Origin of the sequence: Mycetocola miduiensis (genome assembly GCF_900115155.1) — a bacterium.
Classification (GTDB): Bacteria; Actinomycetota; Actinomycetes; order Actinomycetales; family Microbacteriaceae; genus Mycetocola_A; species Mycetocola_A miduiensis.
Genome location: NZ_FOVM01000002.1, coordinates 339803 through 365194 on the forward strand (window position 1 = coordinate 339803; position 25392 = coordinate 365194).

A 25392-nucleotide genomic window follows, 5' to 3' on the forward strand; every position below is an offset into this window, starting at 1 on the left:
TCGCGGCACACCCTCATACGTAGCAACTCGCCGCTAGAGGGCGTCGACGAGTCGGGGCGCGTCGGCGACGAGCTGCGCGGTGTATGGATGCTGCGGGTGGTCGAACACGCGGGCCGCGTCGCCGGTCTCCACGATCCTGCCATTCTTCATCACCGCGACCCTGTCGCTCATGTGACGGATGACCCCGAGGTCGTGCGAGATGAACAGGTAGCTCAGGCCGCGTTCCGCCTGCAGCCGGTCGAGCAGGTCGAGTACCTGCGCCTGGATGGTGACGTCGAGCGCCGACACCGGTTCGTCGCAGACGATCACATCGGGCCGAGCGGCCAGTGCCCGCGCGATCGACACCCGCTGGCGCTGCCCACCCGAAAGATGCAACGGCCGGGCCTTCGCGACGGCCGGCGACAGGCCGACGGCGTCGAGCAACTCGCCGACACTGTGCCGATCCGCTTTCGGCGCCAGCTCACTCGCGTCGGTGAGGATGCGGCGAACGTCCGCCCGCGGGTCGAATGAACTCAGGCTGTCCTGGTAGATGGCGCCGACCTTCCGCCGGAGCGGTCGGCGGTCGCGCTCACGGAGCTCGGAGAACGCGCCGCCCTCGAGAAGCACCGCCCCGCCATCCGCTGGCGCGAGGGCGAGGACGAGCCGGGCGACGGTTGTCTTCCCCGACCCCGACTCGCCGACAAGCCCGAGCGTCTCGCCCCGCCGAAGCGTGAAGGAGACGTCGTCGACGGCCAGGAACGGGCTCGAAGGAGACGGGAACGACTTCGTGAGGCCGCGGGCTTCGAGTACCACGGGCGCCATGGCATCCTGCGTCGAGTGAACCGTCGGTGCCGGGACCGGCATCGCGTCGGGGACGAGCGGCACCCGGCGCGGCTTGTCAGTCGGGACGGCGGAGATCAGGCGGCGGGTGTATTCCTCGCGCGGCAGGGCGAGGAGTTCCTGGGTGTTTCCGGACTCGACGATGCGACCGCCCTTCATGACAAGCACCCGGTCCGCGATCGCGCTCACCACGGCGAGATCGTGGCTGATGAGGAGGATGCCGGTGCCCCGGGACTTCACATCGGCGAGCAGATCGAGAATGCGTGCCTGAATAGAGACGTCGAGGGCCGTTGTCGGTTCGTCGGCGATGAGGAGGGGCGGGTCGAGTGCGATCGCCGACGCGATAAGTGCCCGCTGCCGCAGGCCGCCGCTGAGTTCGCCGGAGCGCTGGGTGATCGCCCGTTCCGGGTTCGGCATGCCTACGCTGGCGAGCAGCTCGAGCACCCGTGACCTGGCGTTCTCGGCCGACAGGGGGGAGTGCAGGCGAAGGACATCACCGATCTCCCGCCCGATGGGGCGAAGCGGGTCGAGAGAGACGAGTGCGTCCTGCAGCACCAGGCCGATCTGGGAGCCGCGGATGCGCCGCCAGTCCCGTTCCGACGCCGCCGTGAGGTCGCGCCCGGCCACGCTCAAAGTCGACGAGGTGACACGGGATCCTCGCCCGGCGAGCCCGAGGAGGGACCGGGCGGTCACGCTCTTGCCCGAACCGGACTCCCCGACGATCGCGACGCACTCACCACGGGAGACGTGGAAGGAGAGGTTCCTAACAACCTCCGTGTCTCCGAACGAAACCGAGAGTCCTTCGACCTCGAGGAGGGTATCCGGCGCGGTCATCGCCGTCCCGCCGTTCGCCGGGTGAGGCTTCGGCCGAGGATGGTCGTCGCGATGGTGGTGAGCACGATCATGAGCCCGGGAAACACGGTGAGCCACCACGCGGTGCCGATGTAGGTGCGGCCGGCAGACAGCATGGCACCCCACTCCGCCGACGGCGGCTGGGCGCCGAGGCCGAGGTAGCTCAGTGCGGAGGCCCACACGACGGCCTGGCCGATGCCGAGGGTCGCCAGCACCATCAGCGGCGCGAGCGCGTTGGGCAGGATGTGGCGGGTGAGGATCCGCCGGGGCCCGTGGCCGAGCACCCGGGCGGATTCGACGTAACCCGACGAACGGATGCCGGCCAGCTGGCCACGGATGATCCGCGCGTAACCGGGCGCCGTCGACAAGCCCACGGCGATCGTCGCAGTCACCGGCCCGGGCCCGGCGATGACAATCACGAGGAGGGCCAGCAGCAGACCGGGGAACGCGAAGAGCACTTCGATGGTGCGGTTCACGGAGAAGTCCAGTATCCGGCCACCGAAACCGGCGATGACCCCGAGGATGAGGCCCAGGGTCACCCCGATCACTGTCGCCGAGACCCCGATCAGCAGTGACGTCGAGGTGCCGGCGATGACGCGGCTGTAGACGTCGCGGCCCGATTCGTCGGTTCCGAACCAGTGCTCGGGCGACGGCCCCTGGAAGGCGTCCCTGGCGGCGATTGCGTTGGGGTCGATCGAGGAGAGGAGGCCGGGGACGACGGTTGCAACAGCGAGGAAGAGGACGAAGGCCATGGCGAAGATCTCGCTGACACTCGGGCGGGCACGGCGGACCGGTGCTGCGCTCGCTGCAGCCGTCCGCAGGTCGAGTTCGCTCATGGTTGTGCCTCCGCGTTGCGCAGGCGGGGGTCCGCCAGTCGCGAGGCGGCATCCGTGACGACCGTCATGATGATGTAAACCAGCGCAACGAGGAGGACGACGCCGGTGACGATGGGGACGTCTCGCAGGGTGACCGCCTGGAGCAGGGTTCGGCCGAGGCCGGGGCGGGCGAAGATCGTTTCCACGACGACGGCACCGGAGATGAGGTAGCCGAGTGCCCAGCCGGAGAGGCTGATAGCGGGCAGGCTGGCGTGGCGGAGGGCGTGGCGAAGACGGATGCCGCGCTCGCTTTCGCCGCGGGCCCTCGCCGAGACGATGAACGGGGCGTCGAGCGTGTCGAGAAGTGTCTCGCGCATCACCTGTGCGAGGAACCCGGCGAGGGGGATGGCGAGGGTGAGGGTGGGTAGCACGAGTCCGGCCGGCGTGGCGGTGGAGACCGGCGGCAGCCAGCCGAGCGTGCTGCTGAAGATCGCGATGAGGACCGTGGCGAGCCAGAAATGGGGGAGCGCAGCACTGGTGAGTTCGATGCCCTGCCCGACCGCGGCGGCGACACGGCCGCCGCCGGTCGACCAGACGGAGAGGAGAAGGGCGATGAGCCAGGCCACGCAGAGGGCGGTGAACGCGAGGACGAGAGTGCCCCCGATCTGGGCGCCGAGGAGGTCGCTGACCGGAACCTTGAGGGCGTATGAGGTGCCGAGGTCGCCGGTGAGGAGGCGGCCGAGGGCGTTGAGGTACTGGACGGCGAGGGGGAGGTCGAGCCCGTAGTCCTGTCGGACCTGGTCGAGGGTCTCCTGCGACGCCTGGGACCCTGGCCCGCCGAGAACCGCTTCGGCGGGGTCGCCGGGGATCAGCCGGATCGCGAAAAACGTCAGGGTCGCGACCGCCCACAATACGAAGATGGCACCGCCCAGTCGGACGAGGAGCCACCGGATGCCCCGGAAGCCCCTCGACCGCTGTGCGGGTCTACTGCCCGCTGAGCCAGGCGTCATAGAACGTCGGCGTCGAAACCGTCGGAAGCGCGCGGGCATCCTTTACCCGAGTACCGAGCAGGAAATGGTTCTGCTGGTCGTACAGGGGCAGAATGTGGAAACCCTCGAGGATGATCTTCTGCGCCTGTTCGTACAGGGCCGCCCGCTCGTCTTCATCGGAGATCTCGGACGCGGAGGTCAGCAGGGCGTCGAGCTCAGGATCGCTCACTTGCGAGTGGTTCGCGAAGTAACCGCTCGGTGCCGGGATGATGCCGTCGGAGTGGTACAGGATGCGTAGAACGTCAGGGCCGACCTTCGTGTACGGGGCGCTCACGAGGTCGTAGTTGTTCTCACCCAGAACGCCGTACCAGCTCGAGAGGTCGAGAAGGCTGAGGTTGACCTCAAAGCCGGCGTCCTTCGCCGTGGCCTGGATCTGCTCGAAGAGGGACTGCTCGGCGGGGATCGACTGGTTCGTCGACACCGGGAAGGCGAGCGAGAGGCGCTCGCCGTCCTTCACCCGGTAGCCGTCGGCATCCCGTTCGGTCCAGCCGGCGGAGTCGAGCAGGGCGTTCGCCTCGTCGAGGTCGGTGCCGAAAAGCGACTCGTCCGAGTATCCGGTGGCTTCGATGCTCGACAGTGGCGAGTAGGAACGCTTTGCAGAGCCGAAGAAGAGCGACTCGATGCCGTCGTTGACATCGACCGCGCGGATGAAGGCTTCACGGACGGCGGGATCGTTGAATGGCGACCGGCCGGCGTTCAGCTCGATCCGGTTCGACGCCCCTGGGCGCGGCGCGTCGAGGTGGGCGAGTGTCGATGTCTTTTCTGCGGCAGCGATAGTGTCTGGCTGCGCGTTGTCGATCACATCCACCTGGCCGGCCTGAAGCGCCGCATACCGTGAGGCGGAGTCGGGGAGGAACCGCCACTCGATCCCGTCGAGGTACGCCTTGCCGTCGTGCTTGGCGTCGGCCGGTGGGGAGTTGTAGTCCTCGTTGCGGACGAGGGAGACGTGGTCCTGCTTGACCCATTCGTCGACGAGGAACGGCCCGGTGCCGATCGGCGCCTGGCAGTTCTCCTCCATGCCACGCGCAATTCCTGCGGGGGATTCGATCGCGGTCCACGGCTGCGAAAGCGACTCGAGCAGTGCGCTGTCTGGGGTGCTGAGGCTGAACCGGACGACGGTGTCTGAGACGACCTCGACGGATTCGACCTTGCCGAGCGCAAGGTATCCGGTCGACGATTCGGTGGCCGGGTCCTTCAAATGCTCCACATTGACCTTCACAGCCTCGGCGTTGAACGGGGTCCCGTCGGTGAAGGTGACGTCGTCCTTGAGGGTGAAGTCCCAGCTGAGGTTGTCGTCCGACACCGACCACTCGGTCGCGAGCCAGGGGATGATCGTGCCGTCGGTGTTCCGCGAGACCAGGGAGTCGAGGAACTGCCCGGCGATCAACGCCTGGGGATAGTTGCCGCCGACGTGAGGGTCGAGGCACGTCGGTTCGGCGTCGCCGCTTGCGTAGGTGAGGGTGCCGCCCGCGACCGGGGTCGATCCCGACTCACCGGGTGTTGCCTGGCATCCCGCGAAGAGAAGAGCGACTCCCGTGGCCGCGGCGACGGTTGCGAGTCCGCGGCGGGCACGCGAGTGTGGGGCGATATGCATGGGGTTCCTTGGCAGTTGGAGGCTGTTGGTACGGGATCGCGGACGGACGCTGAGTTTCTGGACGCGGTCTAATAACGACTCTAGCGCCGAATTTCTTCCCTCGGCGACTGGCCCTCGTGGCTGTCGGTACGCTGTGGCGTGGGAAGGCCGACATGAACGACACCACGCACCACATCGGGCGTCCACGGCGCTCGTCGAAGCGCACGCTCGAAGAGGCTGCCGCAGAGCTGTTCCTCGAGCAGACCTATGCGCGCACCACCGTCGACCAGATCGCAGCGCGGGCCGGCGTGAGCCGCAACACGTTCTTCAACTACTTCGGTTCGAAATCTGACCTGCTGTGGGTGGACTTCGACGAGACGATCGAGCGGCTCGGTGCCGAGCTGGCCGCCGAGGCGGAAGACCGGGCGGTCATGGATGCTGTCCGTGAGGCAATCGTGCGGGTGGCTGCATCGCACGCGGAGGACCGGGTCCCGTGGGCGCTGACCCAGGTGGACCTGATGGGAACCCGTGACGACCTGGAGGCATCCGGTCTTCGGCGGTTCATGAAACAGTGCGGAGTCCTCCAGGCGTTCGTGAGCCGGAGGCTCGGGAGCTCGGCCAAACCAGTGCTGCCGCGGGCGGTCGCGTTCGCGGTGCTCGGAGCTGCTGCTGCCGCCGCGGGCGTCTGGGCGAACGCCGGCGTTGGCCGGCGTCCGCTGGCTGACTATGTGGCGGAGGCAGTCGAGCCGGTCTGTGCCGGTTTCGCGCAGGTGCTCTGACCCTTCGCCGGCCACGCGCAACCGCGCGGCAGCCTGATCGCGAATTGCCCACTAAGCCGGGTGTTGCGGCTCCAAGACCCGGCCAAGTGGGCAACTCGCGACGTGGCGGTCCTCGAACCGCTATCCTTGATGGAACGACTGCGAACCGGCCATCACCGGGGAGTTTCCGGAAGAACAGCGGCACGAACCTGTGCCGCCCAGTAGAACCGGACGGGTCTGGCCCGTCACAGCCAATGAACGAGCGGCCGACACGTGCGGCAAGCGAGGTGGTACCGCGGATCGAACGTTGATCCGCCCTCGCAGGTGAACATCGAAACCTGCCGGGAGAAATATGCCATACCCCAAGTCCCACGACGACTCGCTCTCGACCGGAGCCGCGTTCGGCGTGACGCCGTCGCCGCGCTTCCCTGAGATCGAACAGGACGTGCTCGCGTTCTGGAAGAGCGACGCGACCTTCGAGGCATCCGTCTCGCAGCGAGAGGGTGCGGACGAGTGGGTCTTCTATGACGGCCCTCCCTTTGCCAACGGACTGCCGCACTACGGGCACCTGCTCACCGGCTACGCCAAGGACGTCTTCCCGCGCTACCAGACCATGCGCGGCAAGCAGGTGCACCGCCGCTTCGGCTGGGACACCCACGGGCTCCCCGCCGAACTCGAGGCCGAGCGCCAGCTGGGCATCACCGACAAGAGCCAGATCGAAGAGATGGGCATCGCGGCGTTCAACGCCGCGGCCAGGGATTCCGTGCTCAAGTACACCGAGGACTGGGAGCGCTACGTCACCCGGCAGGCGCGCTGGGTCGACTTCGAGAACGATTACAAGACCCTCGACATCACCTTCATGGAGAGCGTCATCTGGGCGTTCAAGCAGCTCCACGACAAGGGCCTCGCTTACGAGGGCTACCGCGTGCTTCCGTACTGCTGGCGTGACCAGACCCCGCTGTCGAACCACGAGCTGCGCATGGACGACGACGTTTACAAGATGCGCCAGGACCAGACGGTCACCGTCACCTTCCCGCTCACCGGTTTGAAAGCAGAGTCGCTGGGCCTCACCGCCGTCCGTGCGCTGGCCTGGACGACGACGCCGTGGACGCTGCCAACCAACGCAGCCCTCGCGGTCGGACCTGCGATCGAATACGCCGTGATCCCCGCCGGCCCGAACGGCACACCGGATGCCACGGTGCTGCGTGAGAAGCACGGCACCGGTGGAAGCACCGAGGTGCTCGGCGGTGAATACCTGCTCGCCACGGCCCTCGTCGGCAACTACGCGAAGGACCTCGGCTACGACTCGGCCGCGGATGCCATCGCCGCGATCTCGCGGACGGTCCTCGGCTCCGAGCTGGAGGACGTCACCTACGACCGCCTGTTCGACTACTACTCGGACGTCGACGCGTACGGCATGCAGAACGCCTGGCGGGTCCTCGTCGCCGACTACGTCACTCTCGAAGACGGCACCGGCATCGTTCACCAGTCGCCTGCGTACGGTGAGGAAGACCAGAGGATCTGCGAGGCGGCAGGCATCCCCGTCATCATCTCGGTCGACGAGGGCGGAAAGTTCCTGCCCGAGGTCACCGACGCTGCCGGGCTGCTCTGGTCTGACGCGAACAAGCCGCTCACCCAGGTGATCAAAGCCGAGGGCCGCCTGCTCCGCCAGGCCAGCTACGAGCACTCGTACCCGCACTGCTGGCGCTGCCGGAACCCGCTGATCTACAAGGCTGTGTCGAGCTGGTTCATCCGCGTGCCCGAGTTCCGCGACCGCATGGTCGACCTCAACGAGCAGATCAATTGGGTGCCCGAGAACGTCAAGCACGGCCAGTTCGGCAAGTGGATCGGCAACGCGCGAGACTGGTCGATCAGCCGCAACCGGTACTGGGGATCCCCGATCCCGGTCTGGAAGAGCGACAACCCCGAGTACCCACGTGTCGACGTGTACGGCTCGCTCGACGAGCTCGAGCAGGACTTCGGTGTGCGTCCAACCGACCTGCACCGTCCGTTCATCGACGAGCTCACCCGGCCGAACCCCGACGACCCCACCGGGCAGTCGACGATGCGCCGCATCACGGATGTCCTCGACGTGTGGTTCGACTCCGGATCGATGCCGTTCGCCCAGGTGCACTATCCGTTCGAGAACCGTGAATGGTTCGACTCTCACAACCCGGCCGACTTCATCGTCGAGTACATCGGGCAGACCCGCGGCTGGTTCTACACCCTCCACGTGCTCTCCACCGCGTTGTTCGACCGCCCGGCGTTCAAGAACGTCGTCAGCCACGGCATCGTCCTCGGCAGCGACGGGCAGAAGATGTCGAAGTCGCTGCGCAACTACCCGGACGTCAACGAGGTCTTCGACCGTGACGGCTCGGATGCCATGCGCTGGTTCCTCATGTCGAGTTCCGTCCTGCGCGGCGGCAACCTCGTCGTCACGGAGGAGGGCATCCGTGAGGGTGTTCGGCAGATGCTGCTGCCGTTGTGGAACACGTGGTACTTCTTCAGCCTGTACGCGAACACGGCGAAGGAGGGCGGTTACGACGCGAAGCGCCGCACTGACTCACCCGACGTGCTCGACCGCTACATTCTCGCGAAGAGCCGGGTGATGCTCACCGAGGTCACCGCGCACCTCGATAACCTCGACTCGACAATGGCCGCAGCGACGCTGCGCGACTTCGCCGACGTGCTCACCAACTGGTACGTGCGCCGTTCGCGCGACCGGTTCTGGACCGGCGTCGCCGAGGACGGCAGTGGCAGCGATGCCTTCGACACGCTGTATACGGTGCTCGAAACCCTGACCCGCGCTGCAGCGCCTCTCCTCCCGCTCGTCTCTGAGCGAATCTGGAAGGACCTCACCGGCGGTCGCAGCATCCACCTCGCCGATTGGCCGGATGCCGCCGAACTGCCTGAGGACGACGTGCTCGTGCGGGCGATGGACTCGATTCGGGCGATCAGCTCCACGGTGCTCTCGCTGCGCAAGCAGGCGGGCCGCCGGGTCCGGCTGCCGCTCGCGAGCCTCACCGTCGTCGCCCCGGATCCTGCCGTGCTGGCTCCGTTCGAGGACATCCTCCGCGACGAACTCAACGTCAAGGAGGTGCGGTTCGTGCAGTTCGCCGAGTCCAGTGCCGCTGATTACGGCATCACGTCGCGACTTACCGTGAACGCTCGAACAGCGGGTCCGCGGTTGGGCAAGAACGTCCAGACGGTCATCAAGGCCGCCAGGGCGGGGGACTGGAGCGAGACCGACGGTGTCGTCACCGCTGGCGGCATCCCGCTGGAGCCGGGCGAATACGACCTCGTCCTGGAGACGGCATCCACCGACGGCACTTCGGATTCCGCCCTCGCGCTCCTCGCCGGGGGAGGTTTCGTTCTGCTTGACACGGCGACCACGCCTGCCCTCGAAGCGGAAGGACTCGCCCGCGACGTGGTGCGGTCGATCCAGGACACCCGCAAAGCGGCCGGGTTCGACGTCAGTGACCGGATCGTCCTCGGGCTGGTCTTCGCGGACCCCGGCGACGCGGATGCCATCTCGTTCGTCACCGACGTCGACATCGCCGCCGAAACGCTCGCGACGACCTCGTCCATCCATGTGCTCGACGAGGTCCCCGAAGTCAGCCGTGCCGGCACCCCGGCCGAATGGCTGCCCGCACTGTTCGACGGGCCCGTCGAGTTTTACCAGGAGTACGAGCAGGGTGCATTCGCGAACGCCGGATCATTCACCGTGGCCGTGCGCCGCGCAACCAGGAGCATTGATGTCTGAGCACGAGGACGAATACACCGAACAGGGCCGCGCGGTCTACGAAGCGCTGCTCGCCCGCACCGGTGAGGGCGCGCCACAGCCGCGACTCGAGCCGACCCGCCGGACGCTCGACCTGCTCGGCGACCCCCAGCGGGCTTTCCCGATCATCCAGCTCGCCGGAACGAACGGCAAGACGAGCACGAGTCGCATGATCGAGGGCATCCTCCGCTCCTACGGGTTGCGGACGGGGCTGTTCACGAGCCCTCACCTCGTGCACTTCAATGAGCGGATCGTCGTCGACGGCGAACCGATCTCGAACGAGACCCTCGTGCGCAACTGGGAAGACATCCAGCCGTACGTCAACATGGTCGACCTTGAACTCGAGGGAGCCGGCGAGCCTGCTCTGACCTTCTTCGAAGTCCTCACCGTCCTCGGTTTCGCCGTCTTCGCTGACGCTCCCGTCGATGTGGCTGTCGTCGAGGTGGGCATGGGCGGCGAGTGGGATTCCACCAATGTCGCCGACGCGCAGATCGCCGTCTTCACGCCAATCGACCTCGACCACACGAACCGTCTCGGCAAGACGATCAGCGAGATCGCGCGCACCAAGGCGGGGATCATCAAACCGGCAGCGACCGTCGTGACGGCGGCGCAGCATCCGGATGCCATGGCGCAGCTCGTCAACGCGGCGGAACTCTCCGAAGCGCCGATCATCGCTCAGGGCGTGGACTTTGAGCTGATCAGCGACGTCGTCGCCGTCGGCGGCCAGGTTCTCAACGTACGGGGACGGGCCGGCGTCTATTCCGACCTGTACCTTCCGCTGTACGGCGACCACCAGGGACAGAATGCTGCCGTCGCGATCGCCGCTGTCGAGACGTTCCTCGGCAACGGGCTCCAGCGGCTCTCAACCGATCCGCTCACCGAAGGGCTCACGGAGGTGGAGTCACCCGGTCGGCTCCAGCTCGTCGGCATCGAACCGACCGTGCTCGTCGACGCGGCCCACAACCCGCACGGCGCTCGTTCGCTCGCGGCGGCCCTTGGCAAGTACTTCGACTTCCGTGAGATCGTCTTCGTTCTCGGGGTTCTCAGCGAGAAGGATGCAGAGGGAATCCTCGAGGTACTCGCGCCGATTGCGCAGCGGCTCCACATCACGACATCCGCCTCGACCCGCTCGATCCCGGTGGACGAACTCGCCGACCGCGCGAGGGCAATCGTCGGCCCCGCCCTGGTGCACAGCTACGACAACCTTGAGGATGCCGTCTTCGAAGCGCGCGACTGGGCCAACGAAGGTGAAAGCCGACTCGTTGTCGTCACCGGCTCGGTGGTCCTCGCCGGTGAAGTCGTTGAGCTTGCCGAGGCGAACGGGTGGAAGAAGTGAGGCGGCAGAAGCGCGGGGTACGTCAGTCCCTCGCGTCGATCGTCCTCGCCTTCGAGCTGATCGTCGTCTTCCTCGCCTCCCTCGTGGCGTGGGGGCTCAAAGTGCAGCCGGGGCCTGTCGCGCTGGTCGGCGGGGGAGTGGTGTGCCTCGCGATCCTGTTCACGCTCGCCACGCTCCGCTACGACTGGGCATTCGTCGTGGGCTCGGTGCTGCAAGGCGTTATCGTTGCCACGGGCATCTTCGTACCCGTGATGTGGCTCATCGGCCTCGTGTTCGCGGGTATGTGGGTGTACTGCATGGTCGTCGGTGGCCGGATCGACCGACAGAACGCCGCCACACCCGAAACGGAAAGTTGAAGCACATGGTTGAAGAAACACTCGTACTGATCAAGCCGGACGGCGTTGCGCGCAACCTCACGGGGGAGATCCTCCGCCGCATCGAGGCGAAGGGATACTCGCTCGTCGACATTCGCCTCGTCGAGCCGGAGCTGTCCATCCTCGCTGCGCACTACGCGGAGCACGAGGGCAAGCCGTTCTACGAGCCGCTCGTCGAGTTCATGCTCTCGGGCCCGATCGTCGCCATCCGGGTGGCGGGCGACCGCGTCATCGAGGGCTTCCGGATGCTCGCGGGCACCACGGATCCGACCCTTGCCGCCCCCGGCACCATCCGCGGTGACTTCGGGCGTGACTGGGGCCTGAAGGTTCAGCAGAACCTCGTGCACGGCTCCGACAGCCCCGAGTCCGCCGCCCGCGAACTCGAACTCTGGTTCGCGTAGGCGTTTATGCTTCCGGCGGCATGCGTTTTCACGGGTGCCGCCGTTTCGCTGCCTGCGGGCGCTCCGCGGGCGCTCTGGGGGTTCGGTGATTCGCGGCTCGGCTGGGTGGGCCTTTGTGGTCGTTCGGGGGCCTGCCGAGTAGCCGTTGCGGCCCCCTCAGCACCGGAGCGGCCGGGCTGAGCCGTCGCGCTGCGGTCGATTGGGCCCGAAGGGTGGTTTGTTCGTGGGGGAGCAGCCCTTATGGCCCAATCGATTCGGGGAGCAGCCTTTTGGGCCCAATCGATGGCGTAGAGCGCCCGTTCGTTGGTTCTCTGGGGCTCGAGTCGCCAGTGAATGTTGCCTGCGGCATCCGCGGCAACAGAACACTGCAACTTCGGCGCGGGGGCGACCACAGTGATCGGGCCTTTGTGGTCGTTCGGGGGCCTGCCGAGTAGCCGTTGCGGCCCCCTCAGCACCGGGGCGGCCGGGCTGAGCCGTCGCGCTGCGGTCGATTGGGCCCGAAGGGTGGTTTGTTCGTGGGGGAGCAGCCCTTATGGCCCAATCGATTCGGGGAACAGCCTTTTGGGCCCAATCGATGGCCTCGTCTGTGGGCGATTGTTGCTCGCCCAGGGCGAGGGCGTCCACGTAGCGTTGCTTTCTGCATTCGGGCGGCGGCACAGTGCGGGGACTCGGGTTTGAGCGACCGTGCTTCGTGGCAAATGGACCCTCGCTCGACCGATTGGGCCCGAAGGGTGGTTCGTTCGTGGGGGAGCAGCCGTTATGGCCCAATCGATTCGGGGAACAGCCTTTTGGGCCCAATCGATGGTCGTGAAGCGGCGTCCCTGCTCAGAGGCTCCCGAGCACATCCAGGCGCAACTGGGCGAGGATCGTAATCAGCAGGTAGCAGCCGACAGTGATCAGCACGACCCAGCCGCTCAGCACCCCCGCAAGGCGCCGGATGCCAGCCGGCGCCGGGAGCATGCGGTCAGCAACGTTACGCAGGGTGACAACCCAGAACAACGGAATCGTCACGGCCCAGGTCACCATGCACCACGGGCACAGGGTGCCGAGCACGAAGATGCTTTGCGAGATGAGCCACACCACGAAGACGAACGCCGCCGTCACCCCGAGTTGGAAGAGAAGCCAGAACCACCGGTCGAACCGCCCCCCAGCGAGCAGCGCAGCGCCCACGACGATCGGGGCGACCCAGCCGGCGAGCCCAAGGATCGGGTTCGGGAAGCCAAATACCGACCCCTGCGGCGAATCGAGGTTGGCGCTGCACTGCACCAGCACGCTGACGTCGCACGACAACGCGGCATTCGGCGACTGGAGCAGCGCGAATTTCTCCACGGTGAGGGCGAACGCTGCGATCCATCCGACGACGCCGGCAACCATCAGGAAAGTCCCGAAGCCGACAGGGCGCCGGGCGATTTCGGGGGAGTTCACTCTCGGATTATGACACGGGCGGATGCCGTCCCAACCGCGTCGGCGCGCGGTTTCGGCCCGGGCCGTGCGATAATGGCTGGACGAGGACAGGGCCGCGCCCTGGACCCGTACAACAGAAGGCTTATCGGGAATGTGATCGTAAAGAAACGGTCGAGGCCCGATGTTCGATGGAAACAGAGTTTCGTCGGTCAGCACGATCGACACAGAAGGATCGACACAGAAGGTGTGTGACTAGAGCCAGAGGGCCGGTCGCTCACATACAGGATTTGCGGGGGGAACGCGCAAGCGGCTTCCCGCTCGATATTTCCCGCAGGGGCGGCGCGGTCGCCCCGCCGGATGAGGAGTACACCAGTAATGGTGAATAAAAATTCAGACAGCAACGCAGAACCGCTAAACGACGAGATCGGCCAGGGCGTCGCCGGGCCAGAAGCGTCCGAGCCTGAAACCACCGAGCCAGAATTGACCGGCACAGAATCGACCGGCACGGCCGAGACGGTCGACCAGGCAGCCCTCGAAGCGGCCACCGAGGCGGTAGCCGAGGACCCCGCACCTGCGGTCGAGCAAGAAGCCCCGGCAGCACGCGTGTTCACCGGCGCACCGACGACCGCGCTCTTCTTCCAGGCCCCTGACGTCAAACCCTTCCTCGCGCGTTCCGGGAACGACGAACACGATGACGATGACGACGACGACGACGAGCCGTCGACGGTTCGCCGCCGTGCGCGCCGCCGTTCCAACGACGACCGCCGCTCGAACTCGAACGACCCGGCCAATACCGTCGTCAAGGTCCGCCAGCCGCGTGAGCCGCGTGAGCCGCGTGAAGCAGAACTCATCACCGAACCGCAGCGGATCAAGGGTTCAACGCGCCTCGAGGCCAAGAAGCAGCGTCGCCGTGACGGACGGGATGCCGGTCGCCGCCGCCCCGTCGTCACCGAGGCCGAGTTCCTCGCCCGCCGCGAATCCGTGGACCGCAAGATGGTCGTGCGCTCCAAGAACGGCCGCATCCAGATCGGCGTTCTCGAGGACGGTGTGCTCGTCGAGCACTATGTCGCGCGCAACCAGGAAGCATCGCTCATCGGCAACGTCTACCTCGGCCGGGTGCAGAACGTGCTTCCGAGCATGGAAGCAGCGTTCGTCGACATCGGTCGAGGCCGGAACGCCGTGCTATACTCCGGCGAAGTGGACTGGGACGGTGTCGAAACCGGCAACCAGCCGCGTCGCATCGAACTCGCCCTCAAGCCAGGCGACCGCGTGCTCGTGCAGGTCACCAAGGACCCGATCGGCCACAAGGGCGCCCGGCTGACCAGCCAGGTCTCTCTGCCGGGCCGGTACCTCGTCTACGTGCCGAACGGCTCGATGAGCGGCATCTCACGCAAGCTGCCGGACACCGAACGCGCCCGGCTCAAGAAGATCCTCAAGGAAGTACTCCCGGAGAACGTCGGCGTCATCGTCCGCACCGCCGCCGAAGGTGCAACCGAAGAGCAGCTCACGCTCGACGTGAACCGCCTCATCAACCAGTGGGCTGAGATCAGCAAGCAGATGGAGAGCGTCCAGGCGCCCGCCCTCCTGCACAGCGAACCCGACCTCCTCATCAAGATCGTCCGGGATGTCTTCAACGAAGATTTCCAGAAGATGCTCATCGCCGGCGAGGACGCGCAGGAGGTCATCGAAAGCTACCTCCGTGGGGTCGCCCCCGACCTTCTCGAGCGCGTCGAGCGCTACGAGGGAACCCGGGATGCGTTCGACGAGTACCGGATCACCGAGCAGATCGAGAAGGCGCTCGACCGCAAGGTCTGGCTGCCGTCCGGCGGTTCGCTCGTCATCGACCGCACCGAGGCGATGACGGTCGTCGACGTCAACACGGGAAAGTTCGTCGGCTCCGGCGGCAACCTGGAAGAGACCGTCACGAAGAACAACCTCGAGTCGGCCGAAGAGATCGTCCGCCAGCTTCGCCTGCGCGACATCGGCGGCATCATCGTCGTCGACTTCATCGACATGGTTCTCGAATCCAACCGTGACCTCGTGCTCCGCCGGCTGATCGAATGCCTCAGCCGCGACCGCACCAAGCACCAGGTCGCCGAGGTCACGTCGCTCGGCCTGGTTCAGATGACCCGGAAGAAGCTTGGCCTCGGCCTGCTCGAGTCCTTCAGCGAGCCGTGCGAGGTCTGCGCCGGTCGTGGCGTCGTCATCCACCACGACCCCATCGTCAAGCACCGCCAGAGCCCCCAGCCCGAGACCAAGCGCCGTGGCAAGGGTTCAGCGAACGAATCGCGGAGCTCCAACGGCAACGGCAACGGCAACTCCAACGGCAACGTCTCGAACGGCGGCGGCGCACCCAAGGCGTCGACCCACGCGATCACCGACGACGCCAAGAACGCCCTGGCCAAGATCGCCGCCTCCACCATCGCCCACCACAGCGAAGAGGAGGCCGCGGTCGAGGCTCCTGCAGCCCAGGCGCCCGAACGACGCAACGAGTCGCGCAACGACCGGCGGAACGACCGCCGCAAGTCGCAGCAGCGGCCGGCGGCCGAGTCGGTCAGCGCGCCGGCAGAGGATGCTGCCCCCGAGGAGGCGGCAGGAACGGATGCCCCGGCACTCGCGATCCTCGACATTCCGATCGAGCCGGCCCGTCAGCCGCAGCGGGTCAACGCCCGGGCCGCAGAAGACCTGCTCGGTTCGGTGCTCGACGCGTTGCCTGAGCCCAAGCAGCCAGGTAAGGGCCGTGCCCGTCGTCGTCGGGTGACGACCGCTGCCCTCACCGGCACGCCGGTTGCACATGACGCAGACTCGGCTCACCCAGCAGGCGAGTAGAAGAACTACGAACGGCGGTTGTCCCCGGGTGGGGGCAGCCGCCGTTCGGCGCGTTCACGGGCGGTGATCCGCAGTCCGCTGCCGATCAGCCGGCGGACGAGTTCATGGCCGTCGACCGGCACAGCGCCCGCAGAGATGAGGTCCGCGTACCGCGAGGCGGGTACGTCGTAGTGGTCGAGGTCGAATCCCCGCCGGGGGATATCGTTCGCACCGGCGAAATCGTGGAGTTCGTCGAGCGAAGCGTCACTGACCAGGTGGCTCCACAGCGTGTCGTGGGCAGGCCAGCGCGGTGGATCGATGAGGATGGCCATGGGAGAATTCTAAGAAGACGCGACACGGCATCCGTTGCATTTGTGGGATTGGGTGCGATGAAGTAAAGTTTCCTGTTGGCGCACGTTGGCTTATCACCCGTTTGCCCATGGTTTTCTGTCAGCTTGACCTCCCTTCCCGCTGGGGTCTACCGCACAGTGAATTTTCCTTTGACAGATTGAGCTCGGAGCTATGAGCTCCCCAGAGAAGTAGGTACGAGAAGTGGTTTACGCAGTAGTGCGCGCCGGTGGTCGGCAGGAAAAGGTAGAGGTCGGCACCATCGTGACGATGGACCGGGTCAAGAACATCAAGGACGGCAAGGTCGAACTGGCAGCTGTCCTGCTGGTCGACGGTGAGAACATCACCACCGACGCAGAGAAGCTTGCGAACGTCAAGGTCACGGCTGAGTTCCTCGAGAACCTCCGCGGCCCCAAGATCCACATCCAGAAGTTCAAGAACAAGACCGGTTACAAGAAGCGTCAGGGGCACCGCCAGGAGCTCACGCGCGTCAAGATCACCGGCATCAAGTAGAGCCTGAGGGAGAACAGACATGGCACACAAAAAGGGCGCGAGTTCCACTCGCAACGGTCGCGACTCGAACGCACAGCGCCTCGGCGTGAAGCGCTTCGGTGGTCAGGTCGTCTCTGCCGGCGAAATCATCGTCCGCCAGCGGGGCACCCACTTCCACCCCGGCGTCAACGTCGGACGTGGCGGCGACGACACCCTCTTCGCGCTCTCGGCCGGTGCGGTTGAGTTCGGCGCGAAGGGCGGCCGCAAGGTCATCAACATCGTGACGGCGGCTGCCGAGTAGGCATCCGTTAGTTGTTCTCAGGGGCGAGCTTCGGCTCGCCCCTGAGTTGTTTGAACGCGGCGCTATCGTGACGCTGCGTCATTTGTGAAGTATTTAGTTCTATTGGAGGGCTCTCGTGGCCACATTCGTCGATCAGGTGACACTGCACCTGCGTGCTGGAAACGGCGGTAACGGATGCGTGTCTGTACGTCGAGAGAAGTTCAAGCCCCTTGCCGGCCCTGATGGCGGCAACGGCGGGAACGGTGGCGACATCGTCCTCGTCTCGGACGCCCAGGTCACGACCCTCCTGAACTACCACCGCTCGCCGCACCGCAAATCGGAGAATGGTGGCCCGGGCATGGGCGACCACCGCAGCGGAACCACCGGCGAAGAGCTCGAACTCCCCGTTCCCGTCGGAACGGTCGTCAAGGATGCCGACGGCAACGAACTCATCGACTTCGACGAGCCCGGGATGCGATACGTCGTCGCTGCTGCCGGCCAGGGCGGCCTCGGCAACGCGGCGCTGGCGACCACCAAACGCAAAGCCCCCGGCTTCGCCCTCCTCGGAACGCTCGGCTGGGAAGGCGACGTCACCCTTGAACTCAAGGTCGTCGCCGATGTTGCGCTCGTCGGTTACCCGTCGGCGGGCAAGTCCAGCCTGATCGCAGCCATGTCGGCGGCGAAGCCGAAGATCGCCGATTACCCGTTCACCACGCTGCACCCGAATCTCGGTGTCGTGCAGGCCGGCGACAACCGGTACACCATCGCCGATGTCCCCGGACTGATCGAAGGCGCCAGCGAAGGCAAGGGTCTCGGCCTTGAGTTTCTTCGCCATGTCGAACGCTGCTCGGCGCTCGTCCACGTGCTCGACTGCGCGACCCTCGAACCCGGCCGCGACCCGATCAGCGACCTGGAGATCATCCTGGGTGAGCTCGGGGCCTACCCGGTTCCCGAGGGCCAGTTGCCGTTGTTGGAGCGCCCGCAGTTCATCGCGCTGAACAAGATCGACGTGCCGGAGGGCCGGGACCTCGCCGACATGGTGAAGCCCGATCTCGAGGCGCGCGGGTACCGCGTGTTCGAGATCTCGACCGTGAGCCACGAAGGTCTCCGGCAGCTCTCCTTCGCCCTCGGCGAGCTCGTCGCCGCCGAGCGCGAAGCACGCCGGGTCGAAGCGGCTGAGAAGCCGCGGATCGTCATCCGGCCGAAGGCTGTGGATGAGTCGAAGTTCTCCGTGATCGTCGAAGGCGGAAGCTTTGGCAACGTTTACCGTGTCCTCGGCGCGAAGCCGGAACGCTGGGTGCAGCAGACGGACTTCACCAACGACGAAGCCGTGGGCTTCCTCGCTGACCGCCTCGCGAAGCTCGGCGTCGAAGACGGTCTGTTCAAGGCGGGCGCCGTCGGCGGATCGACCGTCATCATCGGCCGGGACAACGGTGTCGTGTTCGACTGGGAGCCGACCCTCACCTCTTCAGCCGAGATGATCACGACTCCCCGTGGGCTCGACGCACGATTGGACGCGAACAACCGTCCGACCCGCAACCAGCGCCGTGAGGAGTACTTCGAGCGGATGGACGCGAAAGCCGCCGCCCGTGCCGAACTTCAGCGGGAGCGCGAATCGGGTATGTGGACCGAGCAGTACGAGGCCGACGAGCAGGCAGCCGCTGCTGCGGCCGCCGAGCAGGCGACAGCAGCATCCGGCGCTGACGAGGAAAAGTAGAACATGGCGTTAACCAGCCGCGACGGCATCCGTTCAGCACGCCGTGTCGTCGTCAAGGTGGGTTCCTCATCGATCAGTGGAAAGAACGCCGGTCAGATCACCCACCTCGTCGACGCCCTCGCTGAGGCCCACGGCCGCGGCACCGAGATCATCCTCGTCTCCTCGGGAGCGATCGCGATCGGGATGCCGTTCCTCGAGCTGACGTCGCGGCCCACCGACCTCGCCACCCAGCAGGCGGCTGCGGCCGTCGGCCAGAACGTGCTCATCTACCGCTACCAGGACAGCCTCGACCGCTACGACATCGTCGCAGGGCAGGTGCTCCTCACGGCGGGCGACCTCGAGATCGACTCGCACCGAAGCAACGCCCAGCGCGCAATGGAGCGGTTGCTCGCCCTGCGCATTCTGCCGATCGTCAACGAGAACGACACCGTCGCCACCCACGAGATCCGGTTCGGCGACAACGACAGGCTCGCCGCCCTCGTGTCGATCCTCGTCGAGGCAGACGCTCTTGTGCTCCTCAGCGACGTCGACGCGCTGTACACCCGGCCGCCGTCCGAGCCAGGGGCCGAGCTCATCGCCACTGTTCCGGTCGGTGACGCACTCAGCGGAGTGACGTTCGGCGACATCGGAGCAGCCGGCGTCGGCACCGGGGGAGCGTCAACGAAAGTTTCGGCGGCACGCCTCGCGGCGGAGTCCGGGGCGGGCGTGCTGATCACCTCCACCGCCCAGGTCGCCCGGGCGCTCAACGGCGACGACATCGGGACCTGGTTCGAGCCGTCCCCGCGTCGCTGAGTCCAACGGGGTCCGGCGCACTGGCTAAAATCGCAGTATGACCACAATGACGAACTCCGCTCCGGTGAACGCTCAGCGGGCGAATCCGGCAGACGGTGTGCACGACCGGCTGAAGCGCGCACGGGTCGCGTCCCGCGCCCTCGCGACAGCGAACGGCGACGTCAAGAACCGCGCACTCGAAGCCCTCGCCGTCCAGGTCGTCGACGCGACTGCGCGCATTCTCGCGGCCAACGCAACCGACCTTGAAAACGGCGAACGCGCCGGGCTCGCCGCCGGGCTACTCGACCGCCTGCGCCTGGATGAGAGTCGGGTCTCAGCGCTCGCTTCCGCCGTGCGGGAGATCGCCGCCCTCACCGACCCGGTTGGCCAAACGCTTCGCGGATCCCGCCTGCCCAACGGTGTGAAAATCGACCAGGTGCGGGTGCCGTTCGGCGTCGTCGGTGCAATCTACGAAGCGCGGCCCAACGTGACGATCGACATCGCAGCGCTGGCGCTGAAGAGCGGCAACGCTGTCGTCCTCCGCGGCGGTACAGCCGCTGAGAACACCAACCGTGAGCTCGTCCGGGTGATCCGGGATGCCCTCACATCAGCCGGTCTCCCGGAGGATGCTGTGCAGACGGTCGACGACTTCGGCCGCGAAGGGGCCACCCAGCTCATGCAGGCCCGTGGTCTCGTCGACGTGCTCGTGCCGCGGGGGAGTGCGTCCCTTATCCAAGCGGTTGTCACCGAGTCCAGGGTCCCGGTGATCGAGACCGGCGCGGGCGTCGTCCACATCTACCTCGACGAGTCTGCCCGGCTCGACTGGGCCACCGAGATCGTCCACAACGCGAAGGTCCAGCGGCCCAGCGTCTGCAACGCCGTCGAAACGGTGCTCGTGCACCGGGATGCGGCCGAGCGGCTCCTGCCGTCAGTGCTGGACCGGCTGGCGGCATCCGGAGTCACCATTCACGCCGACGAGGCGGTAGCCGCGCTGTTCCCCGGTACCGTCCCCGCTGTCGATGAGGACTGGGCGACGGAGCACATGAGCCTCGACATCTCGGTGCGGGTGGTTGACGATCTCGACGAGGCACTCGACCACATCCGCCGGTATTCGACCGGGCACACCGAATCGATCCTGACCGAAGACGTCGCCGCAGCTGAGCGGTTCCTCGCCGAGGTGGACTCCGCTGTTGTCATGGTCAATGCGTCCACGCGGTTCACCGACGGCGGCGAGTTCGGTTTCGGCGCCGAGGTCGGTATCTCCACGCAGAAGCTGCACGCGAGGGGCCCGATGGGGGTTACCGAGCTGACCAGCACAAAGTGGACCGTCCGGGGTACCGGTCAGGTGCGCGCTTAGTCGGTAGACTGGTTCTGCGCCGACGCGCGCAGAGAATCGAATGGAGTACACATGTCGTTTGCGACAACCCTGATCGCCGAAGCAGCGCATCACGCGGAACTGCCGATGCCTGCCATCATGTACGGCGTGCTCGCGCTCGTTGTCTTCTCGTTTCTGGGCGTCGCAACCTTCAGCTACCGCGATGTTTCCAACCGCCACGGCGGTCGTGTCGCGGCTCGGGAACGCACCGGGTCAAACCAGGGAACCGGCCACTAGCCGGCAATGGCAGACCTGCCACGTCCGCCTCGGATCGGGGTGATGGGCGGAACATTCGATCCCATCCACAACGGCCACCTTGTGGCAGCAAGCGAAGTAGCACAGTCGTTCGACCTCGATGAGGTCATTTTTGTGCCAACCGGCCGGCCGTGGCACAAGAACGTGGTCACCCCCGCGGAGCATCGGTACCTGATGACCGTGGTGGCGACGGCATCCAACCCGCGGTTCACGGTGAGCCGGGTCGACGTCGACCGCGAAGGAACGACGTACACAATTGACACGTTGCGCGACCTGCACGAAGCGCGCCCCGACGCCGAGCTCTTCTTCATCTCAGGGGCGGACGCGATCCAGCAGATTCTGAGCTGGAAAGACGCCGCCGAACTCTGGTCGCTCGCCCATTTTGTGGCTGTGAGTCGGCCGGGACACGCGCTCAACATTTCGGGATTGCCACAGCAGGACGTAAGCTTGTTGGAAGTTCCGGCCCTGGCGATTTCCTCCACTGACTGTCGGAGCCGGGTGAGCCGGGGATTCCCGGTCTGGTATTTGGTTCCCGACGGTGTCGTTCAGTACATCACCAAACACCACCTATATCGGAGTAATGCATGACCCCGCTGCCCGACGAGCAACCACTCTCTCGTCGCCAGCTGCGAGAGCAGCAGCGAACGACCGAGACCAGCAGTACCCCTATTGAGCCGCGCTCACGACGCGTGTCGACGTCTTCCGTCGCCGGCGGAGACATCCCCGAGGTGATTACAGCGCCGGAGCCCGAGCTCTCCACCGAAGAGGTGGCCGAGCTGGAAGAGGCTGAGGCAGCGGGTCGCCCGCTCACACGTCGGCAGGCGCGCGATCTCGAGCGCGTGCGGACGGCGTCTCTAAAGGTCATCAAGCCGCAGAAGTCCACGACTCCGGATGCTGGAACGTCCGACTCGAAGGATGTCGAGGCTGATCTCAAGCCCGCTGCCGTCGAGCCCGCTGACGTTGAGCCCGCGGTCGTCGTCGAGGACGCCAAGCCTGCGGCACCGTCGAAGCAGGCGTCGAAGAAGCCCAAGCGCTCCGCGGCTCCCGCTTCGAACCGACTGCCCTCGTTTGTGCCGTCTTCCGCGCCCGCCCCGGCTGCCGAGGCCGAAGTGGTGGATGCGGAAATCGTCCCGGCCGACATTGACGTCGATTCTGAGCCTTCGGTTACGGAATCTCGGACCGCCCCGGCCGAGTCGGCATTCGGCCCGGCCGCCACCGCCCAGGCGGCGAACCGCGATGCGGCGCCGAAGGTGTCCAGCAGCTTCGGCCAGGCCGTCTTGTCTGGCGAACCCAGCAAGCCCGCGACGGTGGACCAGCCATTCGACCAGATCATCGCGCGAGGCCTCGAGGAGGCCGGCAGCGGCGTCAACACGAGCTCCATCATCCTGCCGTCGATGCCGAACGGGCATCCGCTGACAGGGCCGCTCTCAGCCAACGGCAACGTCGTCATCACCGGATCCATCGACCTGTCCTCGGGCATCGGCTCGACCGGCGCGCACCCGCATTTCGATCGGTCCGACATCGATGCCATGTTCGATGCTGAAGACGAAGCGCGGCCAGCGACGGCCGGGACTCCGGTCTCAGCGAGCAAGGCTGTCAGCACGCACACGGCGACCCGCGACGTGATTACGCCGCCGGCGCCCGCACGCAGCAACAGGCTGCTCCTCATCCTGGCCATCACCGCCGGCGTCCTCGCCGTGGCAGTGTTGTCGGTCATCATCGTCGGTATTGCGGCCGGCGCATTCCAGTCGCAATAACCACCCGAAAGGTAACCCCCACGTGACAGCACGCGAATCCACAATCGAGCAGCTCGAGATCGCTGCCGCAGCCGCACTCGACAAAGGTGCTGACGACCTGGTGGCACTCGACGTCTCGGAACCGCTTCCGTTCGTCGACATCTTCCTCATCGCCACGGGACGCAGCGAGCGCAACGTCGTCGCCGTCGCGGGCGAGATCGAAGACAAGATGATCGAAGCCGGGCACAAGACCCTCCGTCGCGAGGGCCGTTCAGAGGGTCGTTGGATTCTCCTCGACTTCGGTGATCTCGTCGTGCACGTCTTCCACGAGGAGGAGCGGCTGTACTACTCGCTCGAGCGCTTGTGGAAGGACTGCCCTGTCGTTCCCATCGCGGTGGCGGCTTCCGCCCCGACGGAATAGAGTCGCGGCTCGCCGGTCGATGCCTCGATTCGTGACCGAGCCAATTTTGTAGTAATCTAAACAGGTTGCTCCGAGAGATCAGAGCAACCGAATGGGTCTGTGGCGCAGCTGGTAGCGCACCTGCATGGCATGCAGGGGGTCAGGGGTTCGAATCCCCTCAGATCCACCAAAACCCCTGATGAACGCTAAGTTCTCAGGGGTTCTTTTCGTTAGAAAAGAGCCTCAAAGGCCCTTTGGGGCCTTTTTGGGGCCTTTTTGAAATCGCCCCGCGATCCACAGCGATCCACACCGGATCACGCCGGACAGCGAAGAACCAGGGTTTGTGCCGCACTCATAAGGAGTATGAGCACATCATCCGTTCCGACCACCTATCCGCCCGCGCGCTTCATCGAAAGCCTCGGGGACTATATCACCGTCGACGAGCTCGCGGAGTATCTGCAGCTGTCCAAAGAGACGATCTACCACTGGCGTCTCGAGGGCACCGGCCCGAAAGCGACCAAACTCGGCAAGCACTTGCGCTACAGCCGAGCAAACGTCGAGGCCTGGCTGAAGTCCAGAACCGACCGACGGTGACCCGGTCGGCTGTGCCGCGCTCCTCGGACTGAGGACGATCCGATGGCACGACGCAAGATAGAGCCGGGCTCACACGGCGAGATCACGTTCCAAAACCTGCCCGACGGCCGCGTCCGTGGCACGCTGCGCTACCGCCGGATCGACGGCGGATATGGCAAGATTCGCGTTCGGGCGAACTCCACCGCGGCGGCACGACGTTCGCTGCTGTCGTCCGTGGAGGAGCAGAAGCAGGCCCCGCTCGGCCGGATCGACGAACTCACGCCCGACTCCTCGTTTCTGGCGCTGGCCCGCGAGTTCATGGACCATGTCGAGTTCACTGGGGATCAGCGAGACACGACCCGCCATGAAAACCGCAGGCTCGTCGAGAAGAAGATAGCGCCTCACATGGGTGCGCTCGCGATCCGCGAGATCAAGTCCAGCACGGTGCTCCGGGTGTATAAGGCGATCCATAAGGAGACCCCAAGTACGGCCAGGAACGTGAAAGCGCTCGTCAGCCAGATCTGTTCGTACGCCGTGATGAACGACTTGATGGTTGCTAACCCCGCCCGTGAGGTGAAGCGAGTCAAGCAACAGCCCAAGCCCATTTACGCCCCCGACCCGATGGAGCTCGAAGAACTGCGTGGCATCATCCGGGACTACCAATGCCGTACGGACAGAATGGGGCCGAGGCCCTCCGACCTTCTCGGCGACGTCGTCGACTTGATCCTCGCGACCGGTGCACGGGTCGGCGAAGCCGTCGGCCTCAAATGGGAATACGTCGACATGGACTCGCCCAAACCAACCATCACGATCGCAGGCAAGGTCGTCGACTCGAAAGGCCAACCCAAACACTGGGAGAACTACCTCAAAAACGAGTCCGGGTGGCGGCGCATTAGCATCCCACCGGAACTACTTCCAATGTTGCGGCGCCGAAAGCTCACTAGCGGCGGCAACGAGTTCGTTTTCCACACCAGCACGGGGGCTCCCAACGGCACCCAGGACGTCCATCGCGCGCTTCAAAGCGTCCGCGCTTGGGCCGACATCGGCGACGAGCTTGTCCCACACGCCCTGCGAAAGTCGGCCGTCACCACAGTCTCCAATGCACTTGGCCTGGAAGCAGCAGCACGGTTCGCCGGCCACAAGCGCTCCCGTGTCACCGAGCAGTACTACGCCAAGCGCGCGATCGACGCGCCGGACACCTCGGGAGTCCTCGGACACCTTCAGGGCGCCCCGAAACAGTCTGCACCCGTTTTGAAGGTTGACAAGGAGCGCTGGGGTCGCCGAGAGGCAAGCTTGTGAGCGTGCGGTGCGCTTGACCGCAGGGGAGTGGCATGGGGTCGGGAACCCTCTAGGGAAACCTCTAACGTGACAGGTCAGAAATGGTCTTCGGCACCCCCATTTTTCGAGTTGATAACAAGCCATGCGCGCTGACGCGGGGCCGCACCGCCAGCTTTTTGATCGAACCACGTCGGAAA

At 65.9% G+C, this 25392-nt stretch carries 23 protein-coding genes and 1 tRNA gene; 18 read left to right on the forward strand and 6 right to left on the reverse strand.

Translation table 11 applies throughout. The annotated features are described in order from the left end of the window. Positions 1–33: 33 nt before the first annotated feature. The 4 genes from BM197_RS05330 to BM197_RS05345 are packed head-to-tail and all read right to left on the reverse strand — an operon-like array spanning position 34 to position 5129. On the reverse strand, positions 34–1653 hold the full coding sequence (locus BM197_RS05330) for a dipeptide ABC transporter ATP-binding protein (protein ID WP_090709500.1): 1620 nt from the start codon (positions 1651–1653) through the stop codon (positions 34–36). Beyond that, entirely contained in the window at positions 1650–2507 is an 858-nt protein-coding gene (locus tag BM197_RS05335; RefSeq protein WP_090709502.1) for an ABC transporter permease, read from the reverse strand. The genes BM197_RS05330 and BM197_RS05335 overlap by 4 nt, the downstream gene beginning before the upstream one ends. Continuing rightward, on the reverse strand, positions 2504–3496 hold the full coding sequence (locus BM197_RS05340) for an ABC transporter permease (RefSeq protein ID WP_090709504.1): 993 nt from the start codon (positions 3494–3496) through the stop codon (positions 2504–2506). The genes BM197_RS05335 and BM197_RS05340 overlap by 4 nt, the downstream gene beginning before the upstream one ends. Beyond that, positions 3471–5129 carry an ABC transporter substrate-binding protein gene (locus BM197_RS05345; RefSeq protein WP_090709506.1) on the reverse strand — a complete coding sequence of 553 codons (1659 nt, stop codon included), beginning with the start codon at positions 5127–5129 and terminating at the stop codon, positions 3471–3473. The genes BM197_RS05340 and BM197_RS05345 overlap by 26 nt, the downstream gene beginning before the upstream one ends. 152 nt (positions 5130–5281) lie before the next feature. Here BM197_RS05345 and BM197_RS05350 point away from each other — a divergent pair, with 152 nt between their 5' ends. From BM197_RS05350 to ndk, 5 genes are all read left to right on the forward strand, one after another. Beyond that, positions 5282–5887 carry an acyl-CoA-like ligand-binding transcription factor gene (locus BM197_RS05350; RefSeq protein ID WP_090709701.1) on the forward strand — a complete coding sequence of 202 codons (606 nt, stop codon included), beginning with the start codon at positions 5282–5284 and terminating at the stop codon, positions 5885–5887. Between the two features lie 331 nt (positions 5888–6218). After that, complete coding sequence (gene ileS / locus BM197_RS05355; RefSeq protein ID WP_090709508.1) at positions 6219–9629, forward strand: isoleucine--tRNA ligase; 3411 nt, start codon at positions 6219–6221, stop codon at positions 9627–9629. Then, complete coding sequence (locus BM197_RS05360) at positions 9622–10983, forward strand: bifunctional folylpolyglutamate synthase/dihydrofolate synthase (RefSeq protein ID WP_090709510.1); 1362 nt, start codon at positions 9622–9624, stop codon at positions 10981–10983. The genes ileS and BM197_RS05360 overlap by 8 nt, the downstream gene beginning before the upstream one ends. Beyond that, entirely contained in the window at positions 10971–11339 is a 369-nt protein-coding gene (locus tag BM197_RS05365) for a DUF4233 domain-containing protein (RefSeq protein WP_090709512.1), read from the forward strand. The genes BM197_RS05360 and BM197_RS05365 overlap by 13 nt, the downstream gene beginning before the upstream one ends. Before the next feature lie 5 nt (positions 11340–11344). Next, positions 11345–11758 carry a nucleoside-diphosphate kinase gene (gene ndk / locus BM197_RS05370; protein ID WP_090709513.1) on the forward strand — a complete coding sequence of 138 codons (414 nt, stop codon included), beginning with the start codon at positions 11345–11347 and terminating at the stop codon, positions 11756–11758. A gap of 825 nt (positions 11759–12583) precedes the next feature. Here ndk and BM197_RS05375 read toward each other — a convergent pair. Continuing rightward, on the reverse strand, positions 12584–13183 hold the full coding sequence (locus tag BM197_RS05375) for a vitamin K epoxide reductase family protein (RefSeq protein WP_425435682.1): 600 nt from the start codon (positions 13181–13183) through the stop codon (positions 12584–12586). 354 nt (positions 13184–13537) lie between these two features. On the opposite strand from BM197_RS05375, the gene BM197_RS05380 reads away from it, so the two are divergent. After that, positions 13538–15991 (forward strand): Rne/Rng family ribonuclease, encoded by a 2454-nt coding sequence (locus BM197_RS05380; RefSeq protein ID WP_245762398.1) that lies wholly within the window; start codon positions 13538–13540, stop codon positions 15989–15991. Positions 15992–15996: 5 nt separating this feature from the next. On the opposite strand, the gene BM197_RS05385 is transcribed toward BM197_RS05380, so the two are convergent. Further along, entirely contained in the window at positions 15997–16302 is a 306-nt protein-coding gene (locus BM197_RS05385) for a DUF4031 domain-containing protein (protein WP_090709516.1), read from the reverse strand. 220 nt (positions 16303–16522) lie between these two features. Between BM197_RS05385 and rplU the strand changes: the two genes are divergently transcribed. The 12 genes from rplU (at position 16523) to BM197_RS05445 (ending at position 25216) form a co-directional block, all read left to right on the forward strand. After that, positions 16523–16831, forward strand: a complete 309-nt coding sequence (gene rplU / locus BM197_RS05390; protein WP_090709518.1) for a 50S ribosomal protein L21 — start codon at positions 16523–16525, stop codon at positions 16829–16831. Between the two features lie 19 nt (positions 16832–16850). Further along, positions 16851–17111: a 50S ribosomal protein L27 gene (gene rpmA, locus BM197_RS05395; RefSeq protein ID WP_090709519.1), complete on the forward strand. Its 261-nt coding sequence runs from the start codon at positions 16851–16853 to the stop codon at positions 17109–17111. 115 nt (positions 17112–17226) lie between these two features. Continuing rightward, on the forward strand, positions 17227–18807 hold the full coding sequence (obgE, locus tag BM197_RS05400; protein ID WP_090709521.1) for a GTPase ObgE: 1581 nt from the start codon (positions 17227–17229) through the stop codon (positions 18805–18807). A gap of 3 nt (positions 18808–18810) precedes the next feature. Next, positions 18811–19599 carry a glutamate 5-kinase gene (gene proB, locus BM197_RS05405; RefSeq protein ID WP_090709523.1) on the forward strand — a complete coding sequence of 263 codons (789 nt, stop codon included), beginning with the start codon at positions 18811–18813 and terminating at the stop codon, positions 19597–19599. 46 nt (positions 19600–19645) lie between these two features. After that, positions 19646–20935, forward strand: coding sequence for a glutamate-5-semialdehyde dehydrogenase (locus BM197_RS05410; protein WP_090709705.1), 1290 nt, complete (start codon positions 19646–19648; stop codon positions 20933–20935). Between the two features lie 51 nt (positions 20936–20986). Continuing rightward, on the forward strand, positions 20987–21190 hold the full coding sequence (locus BM197_RS05415) for a hypothetical protein (protein ID WP_090709524.1): 204 nt from the start codon (positions 20987–20989) through the stop codon (positions 21188–21190). A gap of 6 nt (positions 21191–21196) precedes the next feature. Next, positions 21197–21796: a nicotinate-nucleotide adenylyltransferase gene (nadD, locus tag BM197_RS05420; protein WP_090709526.1), complete on the forward strand. Its 600-nt coding sequence runs from the start codon at positions 21197–21199 to the stop codon at positions 21794–21796. Then, a complete protein-coding gene (locus tag BM197_RS05425) occupies positions 21793–22965 on the forward strand; it encodes a hypothetical protein (protein WP_090709527.1) in 1173 nt (390 codons plus the stop codon). The genes nadD and BM197_RS05425 overlap by 4 nt, the downstream gene beginning before the upstream one ends. A gap of 22 nt (positions 22966–22987) precedes the next feature. Further along, positions 22988–23365: a ribosome silencing factor gene (gene rsfS / locus BM197_RS05430; protein ID WP_090709528.1), complete on the forward strand. Its 378-nt coding sequence runs from the start codon at positions 22988–22990 to the stop codon at positions 23363–23365. A 93-nt stretch (positions 23366–23458) separates the two neighbouring features. Further along, positions 23459–23534 (forward strand) — tRNA-Ala (locus BM197_RS05435). A gap of 173 nt (positions 23535–23707) precedes the next feature. Next, positions 23708–23938, forward strand: coding sequence for a helix-turn-helix transcriptional regulator (locus BM197_RS05440; protein ID WP_090709530.1), 231 nt, complete (start codon positions 23708–23710; stop codon positions 23936–23938). Positions 23939–23980: 42 nt separating this feature from the next. Then, positions 23981–25216 carry a tyrosine-type recombinase/integrase gene (locus BM197_RS05445; RefSeq protein WP_090709532.1) on the forward strand — a complete coding sequence of 412 codons (1236 nt, stop codon included), beginning with the start codon at positions 23981–23983 and terminating at the stop codon, positions 25214–25216. Positions 25217–25392: the final 176 nt, after the last annotated feature.